The organism is Polaromonas sp., assembly GCF_049790275.1.
Taxonomy (GTDB): Bacteria; Pseudomonadota; Gammaproteobacteria; order Burkholderiales; family Burkholderiaceae_C; genus Polaromonas.
Genome location: NZ_JBAQYR010000055.1, coordinates 1 through 24,289, shown reverse-complemented (window position 1 = coordinate 24,289; position 24,289 = coordinate 1). Strand labels below are relative to the sequence as shown.

At 63.4% G+C, this 24,289-nt stretch carries 21 protein-coding genes and 2 pseudogenes; 15 read left to right on the top strand and 8 right to left on the bottom strand.

The genetic code is table 11. The features are described from left to right. Positions 1 to 125 precede the first annotated feature (125 nt). From WA904_RS08155 to WA904_RS08140, 4 genes are read left to right on the top strand one after another with little or no spacing between them, the layout of a single operon-like run. A complete protein-coding gene (locus WA904_RS08155; protein WP_425196630.1) occupies positions 126 to 1,103 on the top strand; it encodes an ABC transporter ATP-binding protein in 978 nt (325 codons plus the stop codon). Next, positions 1,100 to 2,383, top strand: a complete 1,284-nt coding sequence (locus WA904_RS08150) for an amino acid deaminase (RefSeq protein WP_425196629.1) — start codon at positions 1,100 to 1,102, stop codon at positions 2,381 to 2,383. Before WA904_RS08155 ends, WA904_RS08150 begins: the two co-directional genes overlap by 4 nt. A 17-nt stretch (positions 2,384 to 2,400) precedes the next feature. Then, positions 2,401 to 3,312: a MurR/RpiR family transcriptional regulator gene (locus WA904_RS08145; protein ID WP_425196628.1), complete on the top strand. Its 912-nt coding sequence runs from the start codon at positions 2,401 to 2,403 to the stop codon at positions 3,310 to 3,312. Then, positions 3,309 to 4,772 (top strand): N-acyl-D-amino-acid deacylase family protein, encoded by a 1,464-nt coding sequence (locus WA904_RS08140; RefSeq protein WP_425196627.1) that lies wholly within the window; start codon positions 3,309 to 3,311, stop codon positions 4,770 to 4,772. Before WA904_RS08145 ends, WA904_RS08140 begins: the two co-directional genes overlap by 4 nt. Positions 4,773 to 4,779: 7 nt before the next feature. Here WA904_RS08140 and WA904_RS08135 read toward each other — a convergent pair whose 3' ends face one another. Beyond that, positions 4,780 to 5,763, bottom strand: coding sequence for a LysR substrate-binding domain-containing protein (locus tag WA904_RS08135; protein WP_425196626.1), 984 nt, complete (start codon positions 5,761 to 5,763; stop codon positions 4,780 to 4,782). Positions 5,764 to 5,885: 122 nt separating this feature from the next. Here WA904_RS08135 and WA904_RS08130 point away from each other — a divergent pair, with 122 nt between their 5' ends. Further along, positions 5,886 to 6,485, top strand: coding sequence for a DUF2917 domain-containing protein (locus tag WA904_RS08130; protein WP_425196625.1), 600 nt, complete (start codon positions 5,886 to 5,888; stop codon positions 6,483 to 6,485). Between the two features lie 17 nt (positions 6,486 to 6,502). Here the strand turns inward: WA904_RS08130 and WA904_RS08125 are convergent. Beyond that, a pseudogene (locus tag WA904_RS08125) lies at positions 6,503 to 6,694 on the bottom strand (TfoX/Sxy family protein); the annotation flags it as partial. A 136-nt stretch (positions 6,695 to 6,830) separates the two neighbouring features. Here WA904_RS08125 and WA904_RS08120 point away from each other — a divergent pair. Together WA904_RS08120 and WA904_RS08115 are read left to right on the top strand one after the other, a co-directional pair. Further along, the gene (locus WA904_RS08120) at positions 6,831 to 7,427 is read left to right on the top strand and encodes a TetR/AcrR family transcriptional regulator (RefSeq protein WP_425196624.1); all 597 of its coding nucleotides are present in this window, start codon (positions 6,831 to 6,833) and stop codon (positions 7,425 to 7,427) included. Between the two features lie 119 nt (positions 7,428 to 7,546). Beyond that, a complete protein-coding gene (locus WA904_RS08115) occupies positions 7,547 to 8,536 on the top strand; it encodes an MBL fold metallo-hydrolase (protein WP_425196623.1) in 990 nt (329 codons plus the stop codon). 217 nt (positions 8,537 to 8,753) lie between these two features. Here WA904_RS08115 and WA904_RS08110 read toward each other — a convergent pair whose 3' ends face one another. Continuing rightward, entirely contained in the window at positions 8,754 to 9,158 is a 405-nt protein-coding gene (locus WA904_RS08110) for a BLUF domain-containing protein (protein WP_425196622.1), read from the bottom strand. Positions 9,159 to 9,233: 75 nt separating this feature from the next. Between WA904_RS08110 and WA904_RS08105 the strand changes: the two genes are divergently transcribed. The 3 genes from WA904_RS08105 (at position 9,234) to WA904_RS08095 (ending at position 10,621) form a co-directional block, all read left to right on the top strand. Further along, positions 9,234 to 9,998: a Crp/Fnr family transcriptional regulator gene (locus WA904_RS08105; protein ID WP_425196621.1), complete on the top strand. Its 765-nt coding sequence runs from the start codon at positions 9,234 to 9,236 to the stop codon at positions 9,996 to 9,998. A gap of 131 nt (positions 9,999 to 10,129) precedes the next feature. Next, the gene (locus tag WA904_RS08100) at positions 10,130 to 10,306 is read left to right on the top strand and encodes a hypothetical protein (RefSeq protein WP_425196620.1); all 177 of its coding nucleotides are present in this window, start codon (positions 10,130 to 10,132) and stop codon (positions 10,304 to 10,306) included. A gap of 54 nt (positions 10,307 to 10,360) precedes the next feature. Beyond that, positions 10,361 to 10,621 (top strand): hypothetical protein, encoded by a 261-nt coding sequence (locus tag WA904_RS08095; protein ID WP_425196619.1) that lies wholly within the window; start codon positions 10,361 to 10,363, stop codon positions 10,619 to 10,621. Between the two features lie 38 nt (positions 10,622 to 10,659). Here the strand turns inward: WA904_RS08095 and WA904_RS08090 are convergent, their stop codons facing one another. Then, the gene (locus WA904_RS08090) at positions 10,660 to 11,577 is read right to left on the bottom strand and encodes a DUF6279 family lipoprotein (RefSeq protein ID WP_425196618.1); all 918 of its coding nucleotides are present in this window, start codon (positions 11,575 to 11,577) and stop codon (positions 10,660 to 10,662) included. Here WA904_RS08090 and glmU point away from each other — a divergent pair. Further along, positions 11,576 to 13,009: a bifunctional UDP-N-acetylglucosamine diphosphorylase/glucosamine-1-phosphate N-acetyltransferase GlmU gene (glmU, locus tag WA904_RS08085; protein ID WP_425196617.1), complete on the top strand. Its 1,434-nt coding sequence runs from the start codon at positions 11,576 to 11,578 to the stop codon at positions 13,007 to 13,009. The two genes, WA904_RS08090 and glmU, sit on opposite strands and share 2 nt — an antisense overlap. Before the next feature lie 65 nt (positions 13,010 to 13,074). Here glmU and WA904_RS08080 read toward each other — a convergent pair whose 3' ends face one another. Beyond that, entirely contained in the window at positions 13,075 to 13,578 is a 504-nt protein-coding gene (locus tag WA904_RS08080; RefSeq protein WP_425196616.1) for an Lrp/AsnC family transcriptional regulator, read from the bottom strand. A 142-nt stretch (positions 13,579 to 13,720) separates the two neighbouring features. On the opposite strand from WA904_RS08080, the gene glmS reads away from it, so the two are divergent. After that, positions 13,721 to 15,568, top strand: a complete 1,848-nt coding sequence (gene glmS, locus WA904_RS08075) for a glutamine--fructose-6-phosphate transaminase (isomerizing) (RefSeq protein WP_425196615.1) — start codon at positions 13,721 to 13,723, stop codon at positions 15,566 to 15,568. A gap of 141 nt (positions 15,569 to 15,709) precedes the next feature. Here the strand turns inward: glmS and WA904_RS08070 are convergent. The 3 genes and pseudogenes from WA904_RS08070 to WA904_RS08060 form a co-directional block, all read right to left on the bottom strand. Continuing rightward, positions 15,710 to 15,793 (bottom strand): annotated as a pseudogene (locus tag WA904_RS08070) (IS3 family transposase); the annotation flags it as partial. Positions 15,794 to 16,245: 452 nt separating this feature from the next. Beyond that, entirely contained in the window at positions 16,246 to 17,316 is a 1,071-nt protein-coding gene (locus WA904_RS08065) for a HAMP domain-containing sensor histidine kinase (RefSeq protein ID WP_425196614.1), read from the bottom strand. Positions 17,317 to 17,321: 5 nt separating this feature from the next. Beyond that, positions 17,322 to 18,017 (bottom strand): response regulator, encoded by a 696-nt coding sequence (locus WA904_RS08060; protein ID WP_425196613.1) that lies wholly within the window; start codon positions 18,015 to 18,017, stop codon positions 17,322 to 17,324. Between the two features lie 129 nt (positions 18,018 to 18,146). On the opposite strand from WA904_RS08060, the gene WA904_RS08055 reads away from it, so the two are divergent. Genes WA904_RS08055 through WA904_RS08045 form a run of 3 tightly spaced genes read left to right on the top strand, consistent with a single transcriptional unit; the run spans position 18,147 to position 23,823 of the window. Then, positions 18,147 to 19,595 carry an efflux transporter outer membrane subunit gene (locus tag WA904_RS08055; protein WP_425196612.1) on the top strand — a complete coding sequence of 483 codons (1,449 nt, stop codon included), beginning with the start codon at positions 18,147 to 18,149 and terminating at the stop codon, positions 19,593 to 19,595. After that, on the top strand, positions 19,592 to 20,731 hold the full coding sequence (locus tag WA904_RS08050) for an efflux RND transporter periplasmic adaptor subunit (RefSeq protein ID WP_425196611.1): 1,140 nt from the start codon (positions 19,592 to 19,594) through the stop codon (positions 20,729 to 20,731). The genes WA904_RS08055 and WA904_RS08050 overlap by 4 nt, the downstream gene beginning before the upstream one ends. Continuing rightward, positions 20,728 to 23,823: an efflux RND transporter permease subunit gene (locus WA904_RS08045; RefSeq protein ID WP_425196610.1), complete on the top strand. Its 3,096-nt coding sequence runs from the start codon at positions 20,728 to 20,730 to the stop codon at positions 23,821 to 23,823. Before WA904_RS08050 ends, WA904_RS08045 begins: the two co-directional genes overlap by 4 nt. Positions 23,824 to 24,289 lie beyond the last annotated feature (466 nt).

Sequence of the window (24,289 nt, the reverse complement as noted above, 5' to 3'; positions counted from 1 at the left end):
CCGCCCGGCTGCGCCTTCGAGCCGCGCTGCGACAAGGCCATCGCTGCCTGCCGCGAAGCGATGCCGGCGCTGCGCACGGACGAAACCGGCGGCAGCGCACGCTGCATCCTGGTTCCGGAGGCGTCATGAGCAGCGTGGCACCGTTGATCGAAGTGAAGAACCTGCAGAAGTTCTTCGGCTCCTTCTCAAAGCCTGTGCGTGCGGTGGACGATGTGTCGTTCACCATCCAGCCCGGGGAAACATTGGGCCTGGTCGGCGAGTCGGGCTCCGGCAAGAGCACCATAGGCAGGGCCCTGCTGCGGCTGATCGACAGCACCTCCGGCAGCGTCACTTACCGGGGGGAAGATCTGGGCTCGGCATCGGGCAGCCGCATGCGCACCCTGCGCAGCAAGCTGCAGATGATCTTTCAGGACCCGTACGCCAGCCTGAACCCCAAGATGCGCGTGCGCGACATTCTGGGCGAGGCGCTGCAGGTCCATGGCCTGGCCAAGGGCAAGGAGGCCACCGCGCGGCGCATCGCCGAGCTGCTGCAACTGGTCGGCCTGCCGCCCGAGCACGCAGCGCGCTACCCGCATGAGTTCTCCGGCGGCCAGCGCCAGCGCATCGGCGTGGCGCGTGCGCTGGCGGTCGAACCCGAATTCATCGTGGCTGACGAGCCGCTGTCGGCGCTGGATGTGTCGATTCAGTCCCAGGTGGTCAATCTGCTGTGTGACCTGCGCGACCAGCTGTCGCTCACCATGCTGTTCATCTCGCATGACCTGGATGTGGTGGAGTACCTGTGCGATCGCGTGGTGGTTCTGTACCTGGGCCGGGTGATGGAAGTCGCGCCCACCGAAGCGCTCTTTTCGCGGCCGCTGCATCCCTACACTCAAGCCCTGCTGGCCGCCTCGCCCAAACCCGACCCCTTGCTCAAGACCACCCACGTTCCGCTCAAGGGCGACATTCCGAGCCCGATGAACCCGCCTTCGGGCTGCGTTTTCCGCACGCGTTGCCCTTACGCCATCGAGGCCTGCGCGCAGACCCGGCCCGAGCCGCGCGACATGGGCGGTGGCCGGCTGAAGGCCTGCATCCGCGACGATATAGACACACTGACCTCACCATGACACTGCAAGACCTGCTCGATCCCATGCTGGACGCCTCGCAAAAAGGCTTTCCCCATCACAGCGGCCCGCTGCGCCGTTCCGCCATCGGCAGCCAGGGCTGGAATGTGCTGCGCGGTGACCTGCCGCTGCCGCTGGCGGTGATCCGTCGCGACGCGCTGGCCGGCAACCTGACCTGGATGCAGGGTTTCGCCAGCGGCCACGGCGTGGGCCTGGCGCCGCACGGCAAGACCACGATGTCGCCGCAACTGTTCCAGCGCCAGCTGGACGCGGGCGCCTGGGGGCTGACCTTTGCGACCGTCGGGCAGCTGCGCGCCGGCGTGGCCGCGGGCGCCACGCGCTGCATCATCGCGAACCAAGTGTTCCGCGCGATCGACCTGCAAGGCATCGATGACCTGAAGCGCGGCCACCCTGGATTGCGCGTTGCTTTTCTCGTCGATTCGCTGGACCAGTTGGCGCTGATCGAAGCCTGGAAGGCAACGGGTAAAGGCACGCAACCGCACGAGGTGCTGCTGGAGATCGGTGTGGACGGCGGCCGCACCGGTTGCCGCACGCACGAGCAGGCGCTGGTCCTTGCCCAGCGCTTGCGGTCCAGCCCGGCGACCCGCTTCGTGGGCATTGAGTGTTACGAGGGCTTGGGTGCCACCGGCCAATCTGATGCCGACACGGCCTATGCCCAGGCGTTGATGAAGCGTGTGCGCGATATCGCCCTGGCTTGCGACGCGCAGCAGTTTTTCGAAGTCGACGAGATTTTGCTGACCGCCGGCGGCTCGGCCATCTTCGACCTGGTGGCCGACCACCTGAAGCTGAAGCTCTCGCGTCCGGTCCGGGGCCTGTTGCGTTCCGGTTGTTATGTCACGCACGACCATGGCACTTACCACCGGATGATGAATTCCGTGGCGGCGCGCATGGGGTGCGGCCATGGCCTGCACGCCGCGATGGAGGTGTGGGCCGCGGTCCAGTCCTGCCCCGAGCCGGGCTTGGCGATTCTTTCGGTGGGCAAGCGCGATATCTCCTACGACCTTGAACTGCCCATTCCCGTGGGCTACCGCACTCAGAGCCAGAGCGCCATTGCGGCTGCACCCGGCGACTGGAAAATCAGCGCGATGAACGACCAGCACGCCTACCTGCGCGGCAGCAGTGATGAGCACAAGGCGCTGCGCGTGGGCGACCTGGTGGTGCTGGGCATCTCGCACCCCTGTACTACCTTCGACAAATGGCGCTGGATGCCCGTGGTGGACGCCGACTACAACGTGTGTGACGCCATCGTCACCTGTTTCTGACATCCCAGGACAATTTCATGACCCCCCGCTTCCTCGAAAAAATCGCCGAGATCATGGACCGTGCGCCGACCGCGCGACGTGCCGTGCTGGCCCTGATCCTGGAAGACCCGCAGCGTGTGCTGGACGAGACCTTCGAAACACTGGCCCAGCGGGCCAACAGCTCGGTGCCCACGATCATGCGTACTTGTCGCGATCTGGGCTATCCGGGCCTGCGCGAATTCAAGCTCGCGCTGGCACAGGAACTGGCCGTGGGCGGCTCGCCCTTGAACCGGCGTGTGCGTATCGACGACAACACCCAGCAGGTGATCGACAAGGTCACGCGCGGCGCGGCCGCCGTGATCAAAGGCGTACAGACACAACTCGACCCACAAGCCGTGCAGGCCGCGGCGGATGCGATGGTGCAGGGCTCGCGTGTGGACTGCTATGGCGTCGGTGTCACCTCCAACTTCATGGCCTCGGACCTGCAGGCCCGCCTGTACCGGCTGGGCCTGGCCTCCAACGCCTACCTGGACCCGCACCTGCAACTGATCTCGGCCGCCACCATCGGACCGCGCGGCGTGGTGATGGCCATCACGTATGTGGGCGGCATGCCGTCCCTGCTGGAAGCGGTGGACGTGGCCCGCTCGCAGGGCGCGACCATCATCGCGCTCACCCAACCCGGCTCGCAGCTGGCAGCGATGTCCGACATCGTGCTCAGCGTCGAAGTGGCGCCCGACCCCGTTATGCCGGTCGGGCCCGAGGCTTATCTTGCCCACCTCACGGTCATCGAAATCCTCACCGTGCTCGTGGCCCAGCGCCTGGGCGACAAGGCGGTGCACCGCCTGTCCAACATCCAGCACACGCTGGAAACGCGCGGCGTGGACATGCACCAGCATCCCCGGCTGGACTGGGAAAAGGCAGCCAACGGCACCGACGGGAAGGCCCCATGAAGCGCGCGATCCTGCTGGAGAACGGACTCATTGTCGACGGTACCGGTGCGTCCGCCCAGGCCGGCGACGTGCTGCTGCAGGGCGACCGCATCCTGGCTGTGGGCGCGAAGCTGCGCGAAAACCTGCCGGCTGGCCTCTCGTTGAATGATGTGGATGTGCGCGACTGCTCGGACCTGGCCGTTGCGCCCGGCTTCATCGACGTGCACACCCACGACGACGCCATCGTCCTCAACGCGCCGGACATGTTCCCCAAGCTGTCGCAGGGCATCACCACGGTGGTCACCGGCAACTGCGGCCTGTCCGTGGCGCCCTTCGTGGTCGGCGAGCCGACAGGTGCGCTCACGCTGCTGGGCAACTCATTCAAGTACCCTTCGGTGGCTGCCTACGCGCAAGCTGTGTCGGAGGCGGCGCCGGCCGTCAACGTTGCGCCGCTGATCGGCCATACAACGCTGCGATTCGCCTGCATGGGCGACCTCACCCGCCCCGCGACGGCGCTGGAAACCGACGCCATGTGCCGGCTGCTGGACCAGTGCATGGCCGAAGGCGCCATCGGCATGTCCTCCGGCCTGTTCTATGCCGAGGCCATGCCCGCGCCGGCCGAAGAGGTCACCGCACTGGCGCGCGTCGTTGCGCGGCACGGCGGCGTGTACGCCACCCACATGCGCTCGGAGATGTCCGACATCCTGGACGCCATGCACGAAGCCAGCGACTGCGCGTTCGACGCCGGCGTGCCGCTGATCATCTCCCACCACAAGTGCGCGGGGCCGGGCAATTGGGGTCGCACACAGGAGACCCTGCCGCTGATCGACGAGCTGGCGAAGCGGCAGGAGATCTCGATGGACGTCTATCCCTATGTGGCCGGCTCGACCGTGCTGCGCGAGGACCTGGTGGACGGCATCATCGACGTGCTGGTGAGCTGGTCCGCACCGTACCCGGAAATGACGGGCCGTACCCTGGCGTCGATTGCCGCCGAGTGGGGCGTTGACCAGAAAACGGTCTGCCGCCGCCTGCAGCCAGGTGGGGCCTGCTATTTCCAGATGCACGAAGACGATGTGCGGCGTGTCATTGGGCACCCATTGAGCATGATTGGTTCGGACGGCCTGCCGCACGACAAACACCCGCATCCGCGGCTGTGGGGAGCCTTTCCACGGGTGCTGGCGCGCTACTGGCGCGAGCAGCAGTTGTTTTCGCTGGAGACTGCCGTCTACAAGATGACAGGCCTGTCGGCCCGCAACTTCCGCCTGCATCAGCGCGGGCAGCTCAAGCCCGGCTGGTATGCCGATGTCGTGGTGTTCGATCCGGCAAAAGTCAGGGACGTCGCCACCTACGAAGATCCTATTGCGCGCTCGGAAGGCATTCGCCGCGTGTACGTCAACGGCCAGCTGGCCTGCGAACAGGACAGCGCGCAGGGGTTGGCCCATGCCGGCCGCATGCTGCTGCGGCAGAAGGCCCCCGGCTGAGGGGCTTTCAGTCGATGTCGTCCACGGTGTCGGGGTCCGGCACATCGCCGATGGCCTTGCGCGTCAGCGCGCTCTGCACCAGCAGCCAGTCGCAAAAAGCCTTCACCTCCTGCCGGCCGGCGCTGCGTGCGCCCACGACCAGCCAATAGGCCATGGGGGAGTCCAGCCGTGTTTTCGGCAGCGGCTCGATCAGGTCGCCCGAAGCCAGGCTCTCGGCAATCAGCGGCAGGCGGGCCAGCACAATGCCCTGGCCCGTCAGCGCGGCCTGCACCATCTGGTAGGCATAGTTGAAATAAAGCCAGCGCTTGCCCTCCAGCTTGGGTGTGCCGTGCACCTCCATCCAGCGCCGCCAGGTCAGCCATTCCATGTGGGTGGAGTGCGAATCGCCGGCCTCAATCAGCGCAAAGTGCGCCAGATCCTCGGGCTTTTTCAGGCGCGGGCCGCTTTTGAGCAGCCAGGGGCTGGCCACCGGTGTCATTTGTTCGCCAAACAGGCGTACCGCACCTGCCGGCATCCTGGCTGACGGGCCGTAGCGCAGCGCCAGATCGAGGTCCGAGGTTTCCAGGTCGATGGAGACGTCCGACGCATCAATGCGGATGTCCATGTCGGGGTTGTCGCGCTGGAAGGCTTCGAGCCGCGGGATCAGCCACATCGATGCAAATGACGCAAAAGTGGTGAGCGAGACACTCTTCCGGCCGGCGCTCTGGCGGATTTGCCGCACCGCCCCGTCAATACGCTCGAGCGACGGCGTCACGGCCCGCAGCAGTGCGCCGCCGGCGCCGGTCAGCTCCACAGAGCGCGTGTGGCGGTGAAACAGGCTCAGGCCGACCTCTTCCTCCAGTGCCTGGATCTGCCGGCTCACGGCCGATTGGGTCAGCGCCAATTCCTCCGAGGCGGCACGGAAATTCAGGTGCCGGGCAACGGCTTCGAAGGCGCGCAGCTGGCCGACCGAGATGGGACGGGTGCGCAGATGGGTCTGGGAATACTGCATGGCGGTAATTTCTGATTGATGCGTTTCGGGAATGAATAGCGTAACGCGATTTCATTGGACTGCCAAGGACTGCGGCGCGATCATTCATTCCCATCAACGACTTTTGTCTTCAGGAGAACAGCATGAACCACCTTCACCACCATGAGCTGCATTCATTCGCCGGCACGGAAAAGGTGTCGGGCTGCTGGAAGCTCGGCGACAGTCGTGCACTGACACTGCGGCCCAGCCAGCCGGGCGTGTTGCGTATCGCGCACGGACGGGTGTGGATCACTTTCGACAATGCGCAGGGCGATGATGCGGTGCGTGGTGGCGACCATTTTCTGGGCGCTGGCGACTCACTGAACCTCCTGCCAGGGCAGGTGCTGGTGATGGAGTCCTGGAACTCCCCGGAGCAATCGGCTGCCTATTTCAGCTGGGATCCGCTGCCGGCCGCGGCAGGGGTGGCCCTCAGCAGCAGCCAGTCATCGGTATTGGCGCTTGGCCCGCAATGGCGCGGTGGCGTGGCTCAGCCGCTGCGCGACTTGCGGCTGGCTTTGGGTCTGGCGGGCGCGGCGTCGGCGCGCCTGGTTGCCGGGCTGGTTGGCGGAGTGGGCGTAGCCTTGCTGGCGGCTCTTCCCCGTTTTGCTACTGATTTGGTAGCTGCTCGCACCCGTGGTTTCTTGGCTGCACGCGCTTTCAGGGCACAGTCCAGCGCCAGCCGGGCCCACTGCGCCATGAGCTGAGGCGACTCCATCGCGTCTGCGGGCGCGCTGTAGTAATTCAGTTTCATGGCCTTGCCTTTGGCTTCATAGACAAAAGGCGCACAGCCCGCGGCTTCGAACAGGCCGCGGGTTTCTTCGTCTGCCTTCAGCCACAGGGTGTCGCCTCCACCCAGGTTGGCCACCAGCGCGATATTGAGCCCGCTGGTGCTGATGCCAAACCCGCCAAACATGCGGCGCGCCGAGCACGGCCCCGCGCTGCAGAGCAGCTCACAGCAATAGTTGGCGAAGGACAGGTCAGCGGCCATTCGGTAACTTTAACGGGTTTGCGGACACCAGCTCGCGCGTCGGCGTGCTTCACAATAGCGCATGGCCCGTCCCAAATCCGCCACCCACGAGCTCCAGCGCGAAGCCATCCTCGACGTGGCCGCCCAGTGTTTTGCGCAGCGCAGCTATGTGGCCGCCAGCATGAACGACATCGCTGCGGCCTGCGGCACGTCCAAAGCCAGGCTGTACCACTACTACGGGAGCAAGGAAGCCATACTGTTTGACCTGCTGGACCGCTATACCCAGCACCTGCTGGCCATCATCGGCCAGACAGACGCCAGTGCCCAGCGCAAGAACCTGGACGACCGCGCCGCACTGCATGAGCTGATCCGCAACTTTCTGGACCAGTACGAAAGCTCGGCCACGCGGCACAGCGCACTGCTGGGCGATACCAAGTTCCTCAGCGAGGTCCAGCGCGAGCTGATCCTGGACCGGCAGCGCGACGTGGTGTCGGCCATGACGCGTTTTCTCACCCGCGCCTATCCACAGCGCATCACCCCGGGCAACCAGACGGCGGTGACCATGATGCTGTTCGGCATGATCAACTGGACCTTCACCTGGATGCGCCCCGACGGTCCCATGAGCTACCGCGACTATGCCGAAGAGGTGATCGCCATGCTCGAGCGCGGGCTGGCCTGAACGCCACCTGGCAGGGAATGCGGGTGTTTTACTATTCGTAATAAGTTACGTATAGTAAAATCATCAGCTACCAGATGCACGGCCGATGCCTGTCGGCCATCCCCCACGGAGACTCACCCATGTCCAAAGCTTTTGCTTCGCAGTCCGACCTCACGGACAAAAAAATCACTTTCGAGCAGCTCAGTGCGCACTGCTGGGCTTACACCGCCGAGGGCGACCCGAACTCCGGCGTGATCATCGGCGACAAGTTCATCATGGTCAGCGATGCGACGGCGACGCCGGCCATGGCGCAGGACCTGATTGCGCGTATCCGCGCCGTCAGCGACAAACCCATCAAGTACGTGCTGCTGACCCACTACCACGCGGTGCGCGTCCTGGGCGCCAGCGCTTACCTTGCTGAAGGCGCCACGGAGGTGATTGCCAGCAAGGGCACTTACGAGCTGATTGTGGAGCGCGGCGCCGAAGACATGCAAAGCGAGATGGAGCGTTTCCCGCGCCTGTTCCGCAATGCCGAAAGCGTGCCCGGCCTGACCTGGCCGACCATGGTGATTGCCGGCGGCAACCCTGTCAAAGGCGAGGTCCCGGGCAAGCTGGTGGTTGATCTCGGTGGCGTCAAGGTCCAGGTCTGGCACCCGGGGCCGGGCCACACCCGTGGCGACACCATTGCCTGGGTGGAAGAAGAAAAAGTGCTCTTCTCCGGCGACCTGGTTGAGTACCAGGCCGGTGTTTACACCGGCGATGCCCAGCTCGAAGAGTGGCCCGCCACCCTGGAAGCGCTGCGTGCGCTCAAGGCCGAGGCTATCGTGCCGGGCCGCGGCGAAGCCATGAAGGGCACTGCAGAGGTGAACAAGGCCATTGACTACACCAGGCAATGGGTCGAAACACTGTTTCGCTGCGGCAAGGAAGCGGCGGCCGCGAAGATGGACCTCAAAGCCGCGATGGCGCATACCCGAAAAAGCATGGATCCCGTCTTCGGCCAGGTCTTCATTTACGAGCACTGCCTGCCGTTTGATGTGAGCCGGGCTTATGACGAGGCCAGCGGGATCAAGAATCCGCGCATCTGGACGGCGGAGCGCGACAAGGAAATGTGGGCCGCGCTGCAAGCCTGACCCTGTTTCTCGAAGGCGCGCGGATTAACCTCACAATTTTTCGCTTCGATCTCCGCAAGCGGGGCCCCTCGCAGGTCGAAAAACAGTTCGCCGCGCATCTGGACAGCGGAGCTCGACAAGGAAGTGTGGGCCGCGCTGCAAGCCTGATTGCGTCAGGCAGGGCTTATGCGATGGGCCTCGCTCCTTTCGGGTTCTGTCCAGGCAAGCGGGGCCTGTTTCAGCTGTCCAGGTCCAGGCTGGGTATCAAGGCCAGGAACTGCGCCATGGTCTGCTCGGGGGTTGCGCTTTCAATCTGGGCCAGGACATCCTGGTCATCGACCGCAGCGTAACCGAGGCTGAAACGCCTGAACCTTCGGGCCTCCAGGGGGCCCTGGTGCAGGACTTCCATACCGGTGTGCCGGCTGTCCAGCCGGATCCGTTGAATCAGGGCCAGCACTTCCTTGCGCGGCCCCTCGATCTGCTGGCAAAAACGCATGCCGTCGAAAATCAGCAATCCCGTGATGCCGGCTGCCTCGTTCCCCCGGCGGGCCTGGGCTGCAATCTGGGAAACGACCTTGACGGGTGACTCGGGGGCGAGTGTGCTGATGTAGAGCACTTCGTGCAACTGTGATGTTTTATCCATAACTGGCGTGTAATGTAGCCAGCGCGCCGGGCCATCACAATGTCAAAAGACACAGGCTTTCGGTATTAAAATTTTTTGGTGCCCACCCTCCCGCCGTCACAGACGCAATTGTGTCCTCGCAGCTGCAGTGAATGCCGGCTGCGCAAGACGCAGGCCTTCAAACCCGTCTCGTCGCAGGAGCTGATGTTCATTGAGAAATTCCGCTCCGGCTCGGTTTCCGTGCCCGCCGGTGGCTCCATCATCTCTGAGCAAAACCCCAACGGCAAGCTGTTCACCCTCTACGCAGGCTGGGCGTTTCGCTACAAAACCCTCAGTGATGGCCGCCGGCAGATCCTCAATTTCCTGTTACCCGGCGACTTCATTGGCCTGCAGCAGGAATTTGCCGATGGTTCCAGCCATGGCGTGGAAGCGCTGACCGATACAGCCCTGTGTGTGTTCCCGCGCGATGGCCTGTGGGACCTGTTTCGCCAGTTTCCCAGCCTGGGTTACGACCTGACGTGGCTGGCCGCGCGGGAAGAGGGCATGGTCGATGAAAACCTGCTGACCGCCGGGCGCCGCAATGCGACGGAGCGCGTGGCCATGCTGCTGATTCATCTTTACCGGCGTGCCGAGCGCCTGGAGCTGGTGCAGGACGGTTCGACGGAGTTTCCCATCAACCAGCAACACATCGCCGATGCGCTCGGGTTGTCGCTGGTGCACACGAACAAAACCCTGAGGCGACTGCACAAGCTGGGGTTGCATGAACTAAAAAATGGACGCCTGGAGCTGTGCAATCCGAGGGCCCTGCACAGGATTGCAGACTACTATGAGTTGCCCATGCGCAGGGTGCCCCTGCTTTAAGCCGTGTAGGCCCAGTCCCACATCCGGCGGATGGGCCGGACGACAGCTTGTCCATGGCCGCTTTCCTATGCTGAACCTCCTGCCGTTGCTGTGCCAATCGACACACCGGTTGCATGCCCCAGGAATTTCAAATGGACAGCAAAACCACCTTTCCTTCGCGCTGGCTGCAGCAGCAACAGCCGCAACGGCCAGCGAACCGGCAACAGCAGCAAAGCAGCGGTTCGGGCGAATTCCAGCCCAGCCGCCTGCGGCAGGCCGGAGAAGAGACTGAACCGGCCAAGCCGCAGAACGCAGGCATGCAGCATTGACCCACCGCGTGTTAAAAAGCGGGCGCTGGCAAGCAAGGGAAAAAGGAAGCCACCATGAGCAGCAAAAAGAAACCCAACCCGGGTCCTTCGGCATCTGCCGGGACAGACCCCTCCACTTCCCGGCCACCGCAGCAGATCGGCGAAGGCAGCTATGAAGGCACACGCGACTACCAGAAAAGCATCAAGACCTATCTGGAAGACGCGGACGTGGCTGCCGACGCCCGGGCAGCCAGGCCCGCCAACGAGGATGAAGCCAGTGAGATGAAGCAGGCCGAGCAGCAAGGCCGGTCCCACTCGAAGGCCAAAGGCCAGTAGGCCATCCTTCCGGCTTGCGCCGGGCTCGCTAGTGGCAGCTAGTGCCCGGCAGCCAGGATGGCGAAGTCCTGTGCGTAGTCCTGCAGGGTTTGAACGGCCTTTGTGCGCTGCGCGGCAGTGGTGCTGTTATGCAGGGCCGCAAAGGTTTTGCAGTTGTCGCGATTCAGCCGTTCCTGGTAGCGCCTGTAAGCCGGATCGGGTGAGTTGGCGGCCCGCTCCAGATAAGCTTGCACGGCAGGTCTGGCCTTTTCCTGGCTAGCCTGGCCGGCTATCAGCGGCGCCAGGCTTTGCAGGGCATCGCGCTGGCGGCGCTGGAATTCCGCGAGTGAAATAGTTGCATCGAATACTGAGTGCCTGATGCGCTCGCGCAGCACGGCTTGCTGCTTCTCCTCCAGCCTGCCATAGAGCATCTCGGCACGGCTCACGGCCTTCTTGAAACGTTTTTCAATCAGGGCATGGGGCTTGCCATCGAGGAAGTCGCTGCGATAGTCTGCATTGAGTTCTGAGAATTTCTGCTTCAGGGCTTTCAGCTGTTCGTGCCCCAGCGTGCCGACCACCGCGCCCGCGGCGGGCACGGCGCGGTCAGAGATGGCTTGCAGCCTGCTTCGCACCTCGTCAAAAATGCCGCAGGCCTGCGCCTCATCGAGTTCGCCCGGTAGCAAGGCCTGCCATTTCCCCAGGGTCTCGATATAGACGGGAAGCTGGGTTTGCCGGTGCCACTGATGAACCCGGGCCAGTTCTTCCCGGACTTTGGGTGACTGCGTGCTGTCGAAGTCGAAATAGCCATGGAGCTGCCAGTACGCCAGCTCTGTGGCCTGGTTGTAGGCGATTTTTATGGCGCTGCAGGCCAGCAGTGTTCCGGCCACCAGCAGCACGCCGATAATCTGCAGGAAACGGCGCGTTCCCGTCCCGGACGGCACCCGCCTTGCAAACTGAAAATTCACAGGAAACTTCATGGCAATTCCAGTTGATGTCGTCATCATGGCCGCGGGCAAAGGCACGCGGATGAAAAGCGCCTTGCCCAAAGTGTTGCACCAATTGGGCGGCCGTGCCTTGCTGGCGCACGTGATTGACTGCGCGGTGCGGTTATCGGCGCGGCAGGCGGTCGTGATCACGGGCCACGGTGCGGCGCAGGTCGAAGCTGCCTGCCAGGGCATGCACCAGGAACAGGGCGGCGCGGAAACAGGGATCGGGCTGCAGTTTGCGCGGCAGGAGCCCCAGCTGGGTACCGGCCACGCAGTGCAGCAGGCGCTGCCACTGCTGGCCGATGACGGCATCACCCTGGTGCTGTCGGGCGACGTGCCGCTGACCCGGGTGGCCACGCTCCAGGCCCTGGTGGACGAGTGCGATGGCCAGCGACTGGCCCTGCTCACGCTGAGCATGGCCGACCCGACCGGTTACGGCCGCATCGTTCGCGCCGGGGAACAGCCTTCGGCGCAGGTCCGCGCCATTGTGGAACACAAGGATGCGAGCGATGCCCAGCGCGCGATCCGCGAGATCTACAGCGGCATCATGGCCGTGCCGACCCGCCTGCTGCGCAGCTGGCTGGGCCGGCTGGACAACCACAATGCCCAGAAAGAGTATTACCTGACCGACATCGTGCAGTTTGCCGTGGCCGACGGCGTGGCCGTGGTCGCGCACCAGATCACGGATGCCGCGCAGGTGGCCGGCGTCAACAGTCCCGTGCAACTGGCGGAGCTCGAGCGGGTTTACCAGCTGCAGCAGGCCACGGCCCTGATGGAGCAGGGGGTACGTCTTGCCGATCCCGCCCGCTTCGATGTGCGCGGAACGCTGGTGTGCGGCCAGGACGTGGAGATCGACGTCAACTGTGTGTTCGGCGGCAAGGTGGTGCTGGGTGACGGCGTGCGAATCGGTGCCAACTGCTGCATTGCCAACGCGGTCATCGCCGCCGGCGCGGTCATCCATCCCTTCACCCATATCGACGGCGAAAAGCTCGGCGTGCAGGTCGGCGAGGCTGCGCTGATCGGCCCCTTTGCGCGCCTGCGGCCCGGTGCGCAGCTGGGTGCCGAAGTGCACATCGGTAATTTTGTGGAGGTGAAGAACGCCACGCTGGCCAAAGGTGCCAAGGCCAACCACCTGGCCTACCTGGGCGACGCCACGGTGGGCGAGCGGGTCAACTACGGTGCCGGCAGCATCACCGCCAACTACGACGGCGCCAATAAACACCGCACGGTGATCGAAGCCGATGTGCATATCGGCAGCAACTGCGTGCTGGTGGCACCGGTGACGATCGGGGAGAAAGGCACTGTCGGCGGCGGCTCGACCATCACCAAAGACACGGCACCCGGCACCCTGAGTGTGGCGCGCGGCCGGCAAGTCAGCATTGCCAACTGGCAGCGGCCGGTGAAAAACAAGGCGGCCAAATAGCGCGCGGGTTGATCGGGCAGGGCCTGCAAATTTGCTACCAAATAAGTAGCCGTTTGCGCCCGTGTTTATTGGGCTAGAGGCAGTTTTGGCTCAAATTTTGAGCGTTTGATGCTGAAAAACGCCTTGACGTTGCGCACATTGGCATCGCCACTGAACAGCCGCTGCGCCAGTGCCAAGTAGCCCGGCATGTCGCGCACATGCACCACCATCACGAAGTCCGGCCCGGGCGAGACGCGGTAACACTGTTGCACCGCGTCGTCCTGCACCACGCGTGTTTCAAAAGCGTCAAGCTGCTCGGCACCCTGCCGGTCCAGCGTGATTTCGGTGATGGCGGTCAGCCCATGGCCCAGGGTTGCGGCCATTTTTTCCGGGGACAGTACCGCGATCTGCCGTTCAATCAGCCCGGCCTCCTGCAGGCGCTTGATGCGCCGCAAACAGGTGGGCGGCGAGACATGCACCCGTTCGGCGATGGCCTGGTTCGACTGGGAGGCATCACGCTGCAATTCATCCAGGATACGCAGGTCGGCAACATCCAGAACCAGGGCGGATATTGTTGATTGTGAATTCATTGGCGATTTTTACCATGAATATGAAATAAACAGTCAATAAAAATATTAAGAGAAATAAAATTACAAAAAATCAACAATTTCAATCATTAATTGATTTCAACGAAGACTACCATCGGCTTTCGTTTTTATAAAAAGGTTGTCTATGTGTGGCATCGTCGCTTCAGTTTCTACCCGTAATATCGTTCCCATCCTGGTGCAAGGCTTGCAGCGGCTGGAGTACCGCGGTTATGACTCGTGCGGGGTGGCTGTGTATGACCAGGGCCTGAAGCGCGCACGCAGCACATCCCGTGTGGCCGAGCTGATGGCGCAGGTCGATGCGGAGCACCTCGAAAGCGGTACCGGCATTGCGCACACGCGCTGGGCCACCCATGGCGCGCCGGCGGTGCACAACGCGCATCCCCACTTCAGCCACGGCACCGGAGATGCCGCGCACAAGCCGGGCAAGGTGGCCCTGGTGCACAACGGCATCATTGAAAACCATGATGAGTTGCGCCTGACACTGCAGGCCAAGGGCTATGTGTTTGCCAGCCAGACCGATACCGAAGTGATCGTGCATCTGATGGACAGCCTGTATGACGGCGATTTGTTTGAAGCCTTGAAGGCGGCCACCCGGCAGTTGCGTGGTGCTTACGCGATTGCGGCGTTCTGCAAGGACGAACCGCACCGCGTCGTGGGTGCGCGTGCGGGGTCGCCGCTGATCCTGGGCGTGGGCAAGGAGAACAGCGAAAACTTCCTGGCCAGCGACGCGATGGCGCTGGCCGGCGTGACCGACCAGATCCTCTACCTTGAAGAAGGCGATCTGGTGGACATCCAGTTCGGCAAATACTGGGTGGTGGACCGCGACCACAAGGCCGTGCAGCGCGAAGTCAAAACCGTGCAGGCACACAGCGGCGCGGCCGAACTCGGGCCCTACCGCCATTACATGCAGAAGGAGATTTTCGAACAGCCGCGCGCCATTGCCGACACGCTCGAAGGCGTCGAAGGGATTGTTCCGGAACTGTTTGGTGACGGTGCACACCGCGTGTTCAAGGACATTGACTCCGTGCTCATCCTGGCCTGCGGCACCAGCTACTACAGCGGCTGCACGGCCAAGTACTGGCTCGAATCGATCGCAAAAATTCCGACGCAGGTTGAAGTCGCCAGCGAATACCGTTACCGCAGCTCGGTGCCCAACCCACGGACACTGGTGGTCACCATCACGCAGAGCGGTGAAACGGCCGATACGCTGGCTGCGCTGCGCCACGCGCAGTCATTGGGCATGAAGCACACGCTGACGATATGCAACGTGGCCACCTCCGCCATGGTGCGCGAATGCAAGCTGGCCTACATCACCCGCGCAGGCGTCGAAATCGGCGTGGCTTCCACCAAAGCCTTCACGACGCAACTGGCAGGCCTGTTTTTGCTGACACTGGCGCTTGCGCAAAGCAAGGACCTCCTGAGCGACGAAGAAGAGGCCGGCCACCTCAAGGCCATGCGCCACCTGCCGGCTGCGCTGCAGGCCGTGCTGGCGCTGGAGCCGCTGGTTATCAGCTGGTCGGAGGACTTTGCAAAAAAGGAAAACGCACTTTTCCTCGGCCGTGGCCTGCATTACCCGATTGCGCTCGAAGGCGCCCTCAAGCTCAAGGAAATCAGCTACATCCACGCCGAGGCCTACCCCGCGGGAGAACTCAAACACGGCCCCCTGGCTCTGGTGACCAGCGCCATGCCGGTAGTCACCGTCGCACCCAACGACAGCCTGCTGGAAAAACTCAAGAGCAACCTGCAGGAAGTGCGCGCGCGCGGCGGGGTGCTTTATGTGCTGGCCGACGCTGACACAAAAATAGAAAGCGGCGAAGGCATCCACGTCATCCGCATGCCCGAACATTACGGTGCGCTCAGCCCGCTGCTACATGTGGTGCCGCTGCAACTGCTGGCGTATCACACGGCAGTGGCGCGCGGAACGGATGTGGACAAACCCAGAAACCTGGCTAAATCCGTCACCGTAGAGTGACGGATTTTGGGGGGCATGAATTATTCCGTGCAATTAAAGTCGTAAACAAGTTATTAAAGTCGTAAACAGGGCTCTAGGATGTTGAATTCCGCTGAAGTCTGACCCGAGGGGGATGCGGACAATTACTAGGACTGTCGTAAATCCAAGGCTCTCTCGGTATTCGATGGGGCTAAGAGAGCCAAGAGAAATCCTGATGCGCTTCTCGTTGTGCCAGCGGATGCAGGCGACGGTTGGTCTGACGCGTTTGCCGAGATTGATTTAGAACTCGATGGCCCGAATCCTGTCATCGTACGAACATATGAACTACCTCCTGATAGTCCAAGCTATTGTCCGCACGCCACTGCTTGTGAATGTGTTTACGACTTCAGCTTTGCTTGTTGTGAATTCTTGACGCCGCAAACCCGCATGGACACTAGAGGCTTGTTTACGACTTTAATTGCGCGGAATAAATGCCGCCCGGCGCAGCCGCAAGGGTTTTGATTTGGGGGAGCACTCATGTCGCGCAGCGACGTGATGTGATCACCACGCGCCTCGCAATCTTGCAAAGAGCGTGACTGTCGAACGACGGTCGCGATGTGCGGTAGCGCAATGGGAGGAGAATCACCAAGGAATTGCGCTGACTTCTGGTGCCAACCGGCAGACCGGGCATTGTTGCGGGTCTCAAGCTCCTTCAAGCATCACCTGGACCATTCTTCGGCCGCATTCGTGGCCTCAGCCGTGGCGGGCAACCAGAGCGTCATGACCAAGCCTCCGCCGTCGCGCAGCTCTGCTTCGATGCGGCCGCCGTGCAAGCTCATGGCGCGCCGCGCGATGGCGAGACCCAGGCCTGCGCCGCGCACTGATTCGCCCCCTTCGACGCGGGTAAACGGCTCGAAGATCTTCTCCAGCATGGACGCGGGCACTCCCCGGCCACGATCGAGGACCGTCACCACCAGCTCTGTGTTGCCGGCGCTGACCGTCGCATAAATTTCGACGACTGTCGCCGGTGCCGTGTACTTCACGGCGTTGCGAATGACGTTTTCAAAAGCCCGATACAGCAGTTCGCCGTTGACCTGGGTGACGAACTGGCCGGGTGCGTCGATGCAGACTTGACGCGACAAAGGTCGTGCCTCGAAGTCTGCATCTTCGGCGATGGCATGCAAAAGCTCGATCACGTCGACCCGCTCGCGCACCAGGCCGGCGGGCGCCTCGAGGCGGTGGAGAGTGAGAAGTTCCTCGATCAGGACATCCAGTCGCTCGCTTTCGCGCTGGATGCGCTCGACCATCGCGTCGGTTTGGGAGGGGTCCTGCCGCAGCAGGCCGATGGCTGCCTGAAGCCGGGATAACGGGGAGCGCAGCTCGTGGGAAATATCGTGCAGCAGCACTTCGCGCGACTCGGTCACCTGCTGCAACTGCGCAGCCATGCGATCGAACTCTCCGGCCAGATCTGCTATTTCGTCACGTCGCCCACCCATCAGCGGCTGCACGCGCGTGTCGAAACGACCCTCGGCGGCACGGCGCAAGGCCCAGCGCAGGTGGCGCAGGGGGCGGGACAGGTACCATGCCAGCGCCGGGCCCATGATGAGGACAGCGACGATGGCCGATACCAGCGGTACGAATGGCACAAAACCGAAAGTGGCATCGTCCGGAGGCGGAGGACGCCCATCCAGCGCGAGATAGGCGATGGTGCCGGCGAACGAGAGAACCATGCTCAGCCACAGCGCCAGCAGCAGCTTCCAGAAGAGCCGGCCGATGCGGCGAGTACCCATACCCGTCAATCCTCCAGCAACTGGTAACCGAGACCGCGAACGCTCTGGATCCAGGACTCGCCGTCAGCCCTTGTTCCCAGCTTCTGGCGGATGCTGCTGATGTGCACGTCAATGCGCCGGTCGAATCGCGCCAGCGGGCGGCTGAACGCCTGCAGCGAAATATCCTGCTTGCTCACGAGCTGGCCGACGTGGCGCGCAAGGACTTCAAGCAAGCTGAACTCCGTACCCGTCAATTCCAGAGGAATTCCACGCCATGTCGCCTGCCGGTTGCCCGGTGACAAAACCAGCTCGCCCGCCTGCAGCACGCGCTGCCCGGAACTGGGGGCAGCCGCCTCACGTGCTTCCGTGCGCCGCAGGATGGCGCGGATGCGCGCGACCAGTTCACCGGGCGTACAGGGTTTCGGAACGTAGTCGTCGGCACCCATGTCCAGGCCAACGATGCGATCAACGTTGTCGCCGCGTGCCGTGAGCATCAGCACCGGGACCTTGCTCAAGATGCGAATGCGGCGCAGGGCCTCCATGCCCGACAGCCGCGGCATCATGACGTCGAGCACGACGATGGCGTAGCGACCGGAGGCGGCCTCGGAGACGCCGGCCTGGCCATCGTGCACGGCGTGCACGTCAAAGCCCTCCCGGACGAGATACTGCGACAGCATCGCCGTGAGTTCGAGGTCGTCATCAACGAGCAGGACCGGAATCATTGCGACATCAGTATCGCTTGAAATCCCTGGTGCCGACCGGTGAAGACGGCTTTTTTACCCAGCTTAACTTTTGCCAACATTGGCGAACATTCGCGATACCTAGCATGGCTGCTGACCTTCAGGAGCGGCATGCAAACCCATCGACCCAACGGCTGGCAAGCCTTTTCCATTCTCGCGATCGGCCTTGCTATTGCGCTTGGCGGCTGTGCAGCGGTCGGACCGGACTATACGGAGCCCGCACCCGCAGCGGCGGCGCTTTGGCAGGCGCCCCTGCCCCATGGCGGCAGCGTGACCGCGCTCGGCGACTGGTGGAGCCAGTTCAATGATCCGGTGCTGACCCGGCTCCAGCGTTCCGCCGAATCCGGCAGCCCCACGCTCGCCAAGGCATGGGCCAACATCGAGAAGGCGCGGGCCACACTGTCCAGCGCTGGCGCATCAGGTCTGCCCAGCGCGAGTGGACAGGCGTCGGTGACACGCGGCACGCAGCAAACTGGCGAAGTGGCGACCGCTCGCAGCGCCGGCCTGGATGCCTCCTGGGAACTGGATTTGTTTGGCAAGGTACGGCGCGGCACCGAATCTGCCCGCGCCCGTGTGCAGGCGCGCGAGAACGACTGGCACGATGCGCGGGTTTCCCTTGCGGCGGAAGTGGCGGACTCGTATGTGCAGTACCGCGCCTGCGGCCTGCTCGCCAGCGCCTATGCGCAGGAGCTGACATCCATGAACGAAACCGCCAAAGCCACGGAATCGCTGGTGCGTGCCGGCTTGACCGCCGGGACGGAAGGCTCACTGGCCCGCGCCAGTCTGGCCAGCACCACCGCTTCCGGGCTCGCGCAACGCGCGCAATGCGAACTGCTGGTGAAATCGTTGGTGAACCTCACAGGAATCGATGAACCCGAGCTGCGTCACCAACTGGCGCAAGGCGGCATCGGCGTCCCGCAGCCGACGGGACTCGACGTGCAAAGTGTGCCGGCACAGGCGCTGCGCCAGCGGCCTGACCTTGCATCGCGCGAACGTGAGTTGGCGGCTGCAAGTGCAGACATCGGCGTGGCGCAGGCCGACCTCTACCCGAGCTTGTCGCTTTCGGGATCCATCAAGGTTTCCGCGATTGGCCTCGCGTCGGCACTGACCAGCTGGTCTTTCGGCCCCACGCTGTCCATTCCGCTCTTCGACGGCGGGCGCACGCGAGCCGCCCTCCACAGCGCGCGAGCTGGCTACGAAGCGGCGTATGCCGACTGGCGTCAAACCGTGAGAACGGTTGTCAAGGAAGTGGAGCAGTCTCTGGTCCGCCTGGACAGTGCCGCAAAGCGCACGGAACAGTCAGAACGCGCAGCCCAGGAGTACCGGCGATACCTCGTGGGAGCCGAAGCGCAATGGCGCGCGGGCACCATCAGCCTGTTCACGCTGGAGGAGTCGAGGCGCCAGGCGCTGTCAGCCCAGATCGAATTGATTGGCTTGCAACGTGATCGCGTCGCGTACTGGATCGCCCTGTACAAGGCGCTGGGAGGGGACTGGCAGTCCGCGACCCCGGCAGGTCCTTCCGCAGCAAGCGCCGCTTACGGGGAAAAGGCCACCCCATGAAGAACAAACTCAACGTCAGGCGAAAACTGGTGATCGTGGCCGCGGTCGCCGTCCTGCTGATCGCGCTGCTCGCATGGCGGGCCTTGACGGCAGAAGATCCGGGCACGCCGGCGGAGTCAAGCGTGAGTGCCCTGACTGTCAACCTGGTCACCGCCGAAACACAGAGCTGGCCAAGGCAGTTGCAGGCCAGCGGTGCCTTGACTGCCTGGCAGGAGGTCATCGTCTCCCCGGAAACCGGCGGGTTGCGTATCGCGAAGCTGTTGGTCGACGTGGGCGATTCGGTTCGGCGAGGACAGCTGATGGCGGAGCTTGCCGACGATACGGTGCGGGCGGAGTTACGCAAGCAGGAAGCCCTGGCAGCGCAGGCCAGCGCCAGCCTGGCCCAAGCCAGCACCAACCGGCAACGAGCGCAGTCTGTCGATGTGGCCGGTGCCTTGGCGCCGCAAAAGATGGATGAGTACCTCACGAATGAGGCGACGGCGTTGGCATCTTTAGCTTCGGCAAAGGCGGATGTCGAAAGCGCGCGCCTGAAATTCGCGCACACGCGGATCGTGGCGGCGGACGATGGCGTCGTCTCCTCCAAGTCGGCGATTCTGGGCAATGTCGTCAACACCGGCGCGGAGTTGTTCCGCCTGGTGCGCCAGGGGCGGGTGGAATGGCGTGCCGAACTGGATTCTCGCCAGCTTGCCGGCGTACGCGCAGGCCAGATCGCCCGCGTCGTTCTGCCCAGCGGCAGCAGCGTGGAGGGTAAAGTGCGCCTGGTTTCACCAACGCTGAGCACGGCCACCGGCCGCGGAATCGCGTATATCAGCCTGCCGTCCGGCGAAGGTGTACAACCTGGACTTTTCGCCAGCGGCACGATCGAGCTCGAGGCAAAGCCGGCATTCACGTTGCCGCAGTCCGCAGTCGTGTTGCGTGACGGTCGGACCTATGTCTACGTGGTCGATTCCGTCAACAAAGTAGCCAGCCGACTGGTCACCACTGCTAGGCGGCAGGGCGACCGGATTGAGATATTGTCCGGGCTCGATGCCACTGCCCGCGTGGTTGCCAGTGGCGGTGCCTTCCTCTCCGAGGGGGCGCCAGTCACCGTGGCTTCGGTGCCCACGACGGCAGTGCAGAAAGTGGGTGCCCAGTGAACATCTCCTCCTGGTCCATCCGCAATCCGGTCCCCGCGGTCCTTCTTTTCTTTCTTCTCACAGTGCTGGGCGTGCTGGGTTTTCAGCGCCTGGAGATCCAGGATTTTCCGGACATGGACCTGCCGACGATCCAGATCAGTGCATCGCTCGAAGGTGCGGCACCGGCGCAGCTTGAAACCGAGGTGGCACGGGAAATCGAGGACAAACTCGCTTCGCTCACGCGCCTGGATCACATCACCACGACGATCACCGAAGGCGCGGTGAGCATCAGTGTCAGTTTCCAGCTGGACAAGGACACCGAGGAGGCCTTGAGTGAAGTGCGTAATGCTGTCGACAGCGCCCGCGCGGAACTTCCGGCAGGCATGAACTCACCCACCGTCTCCAAGCTGACGGCTGCGGGATCGGCCATCCTCACCTTCACGATCGAGTCGGGCCGGATGGACGAGCGGGATCTCACCTGGTTCGTCGACAACGATCTATCGAAAGCGCTGCTGGCCGTCAAGGGGGTTGCTTCGGTGGCGCGCCTCGGCGGCGTCGACCGCGAGGTGCACGTGGATCTCGATCCCACGTTGATGGCCGGCCTCGGGGTTATGCCCGCGGCTGTCTCCTCGCAGCTCAAGGCCGTGCAGAAGGAAAGCTCAGGAGGCCAGGGCCAGATCGGGTCCCAGCGGCAGTCGACCCGCACCATCGCGACGGTCGGGTCTGCAGCGGAGGTTTCGGCCATCAGCATCCCGTTGGCCGACGGGCGTTACGTCCGGCTGGATCAGATCGCCCGCATTACCGATACTTACGCCGAGCGCAGTACGCGCGCCTTCCGCGACGGCAAGCCCTTCGTCGGTTTCCAGGTAACGCGCTCGAAGGGCTACTCCGATGTGGCGGTTGCTGGGCAGGTACGCACCGCGGTGGAGGCTTTCGCAAGAGTCCGTCCGGAAGTCAAGATCGCAGAGGCGAGCAACATGGTGACGCCGATTCAGGAGAACTACGAAGGCTCCATGTTCCTGCTGGTCGAGGGCGCGCTGCTGGCCATCCTGGTGGTCTGGTGGTTCCTGCGCGACTGGCGGGCCACCCTGGTTTCGGCGACGGCGCTGCCGCTGTCAATCATCCCTACTTTTGGTGTGATGGCGCTCGCCGGCTACTCGCTCAACACCGTGACGCTGCTGTCGCTTTCGCTGGTGGTGGGCATCCTGGTTGACGACGCCATTGTGGAGGTTGAGAACATCGAGCGGCATCTGCGCATGGGAAAGACGCCCTATCAGGCGGCCATGGAGGCAGCCGACGAAATCGGCCTGGCGGTGATTGCCACGACCTTTACCCTGGTCGCGGTTTTCCTTCCGACGGCATTCATGAGCGGCATCCCGGGTCTCATTTTTCGTCAGTTCGGGATCACAGCCTCGGTCGCGGTGCTGGTATCGCTGCTGGTAGCGCGCCTTCTCACGCCCATGATGGCGGCCTACCTGCTCAAACCGGTCCAGCCCGGTGAACACGGCGACAACACGGACGGGCCGCTGATGACGCGCTACCTGCGGTGGGTTCGCACCACCTTGGCCCAACGCAAGGCAACGGTGCTGGCGACTGTGGTGTTCTTCCTGTTGTCACTCGCACTGATCCCCTTGCTGCCCACGGGCTTCATGCCGGCACAGGACAAAGCCCAGTCCAGCGTGAGTTTGAAGCTGCCGCCGGGCGGTACGCTGGATGAAACAGCGGAGACTGGTCGCCGCGCGGCCGCATTGTTGAGCAGCCTGCCTGAAGTGAGCAGCGTCTTTGTTTCTGCGGGCACCGCGACCAGCGGTGCTGGACTGGGCGGCGCCAGCGCGACTGCCGATGTCAGCAGCGCGACGCTGACAGTGGACCTGGTGCCGCGCGGCGAGCGCACGCTCAAGCAGTCGGGCGTTGAGGCAAAAATGCGCCAGACCTTGCGAGCGCTGCCCGGCGTGCAGGTTTCGGTGGGAGGTGGCGGCAGCGGGGAGTCACTGGACATTGCGCTGGCCGGCGATGACGCGCAGGCGCTGGCCTCCGCCGCTGCGCAGGTCGAGTCCCAGCTGCGTACGCTCAAGGGTATCGGTAACGTCACCTCGAGCGCTGCATTGCAGCGGCCAGAGATTCAGATCAGGCCGAACGCCGAGCGTGCGGCAGCGCTAGGGGTGACCACGGAAGCGCTCGCCGAGGCGGTGCGGATTGCCACCTACGGTGACTATTCGACGGCTTTGCCAAAGCTCAATTTGCCGGAACGCCAGATTCCCATCCGTGTACGGATGAATCCGGCGGTACAGACCAATCTCGGTGCAGTGGGCCAATTGCGCGTTCAGGGCAGCGGCGGCACCGTGAGCCTGGCATCTGTCGCCGAAATCGTCATGGGCAGCGGACCTTCCCAGATTGCTCGCCTGGACCGCTCACGCAACCTGACGCTCAGCGTCGAGCTCGGCGGGCGCGCGCTGGGCGAAGTCCAGCGCGAGGCCATGGAACTGCCGGCACTGAAGAACCTGCCCGCGGGTGTGAAGCGCGTGGAGCAGGGCGAATTGCAGCGCATGTCCGAGCTCTTCCAGAGTTTCGGTGTTGCGATGGCCATCGGTATTTTTTGTATCTACGCTGTGCTGGTCCTGCTGTTCCATGACTTCATGCAGCCTGCCACCATCCTGTCGGCCCTGCCACTGGCGATGGGCGGTGCGCTGTTCGCATTGTGGGTGTCGCACCAGGCATTCTCGATGCCGGCTGTGATCGGCGTCCTGATGCTTATGGGCGTCGTGACCAAGAACTCTATTTTGCTGGTGGAGTACGCCATCATGGCGCGGCGTGAACATGGCATGAGCCGGCTGGGTGCGCTGATCGACGCCTGCCACAAGCGGGCCCGCCCCATCGTGATGACCACGGTGGCCATGGGCGCGGGCATGCTGCCCAACGCGCTGGGCCTGGGCGCGGAGCCAAGCTTTCGCCAGCCCATGGCCATCGTTGTGATCGGTGGCCTGCTCACTTCCACCGTGTTGAGCCTGTTGGTGGTTCCAGTGGTGTTCACCTACGTCGACGACCTGCTGCAATGGGCGCGGCGCTTTTTTGTTCGCCGGGAACAGGTAACGGCGGCGGCCGATGCGCTGTGACAGCTCTCTCCTGGATTTTCAGGAAGGTCGACGTTCGAGCTTCTCTCCAGGAATGCCCCGGAGCCTGCACCAATTCCACCGTGAGGCGATTGATGAATCCGATACTCATACCTTGCCTTGAACAATAGGCGACGAATCTGTAGCGCATCCGGGCCTGTGGCTCCGTGTACTGCAGACGGAACCGTTGTCGTTCAGTAAACCGTTGTGGCCCATAACCAAATGCCTCGAGCTGTGCGCGTAGCTCTGGCCATGTCGCGCATGTATTTGCCGCACCTCGCGCGGTTGACACCAGTTTCGTTATGTAGCTACTCGTCTGCCGGAATGAAGAGCTCACTCTTCGCTCTTGAATCCAGAGGCCTGGACGATGGGTCGCCAGAAGGCCAGCTCGGCGCGCAATTGTTTCCTGACGGTTGGGCCGTCCAGTCCCGTGGGCTCGAGCCCCATGCTCATGAGCTGTGCATACACC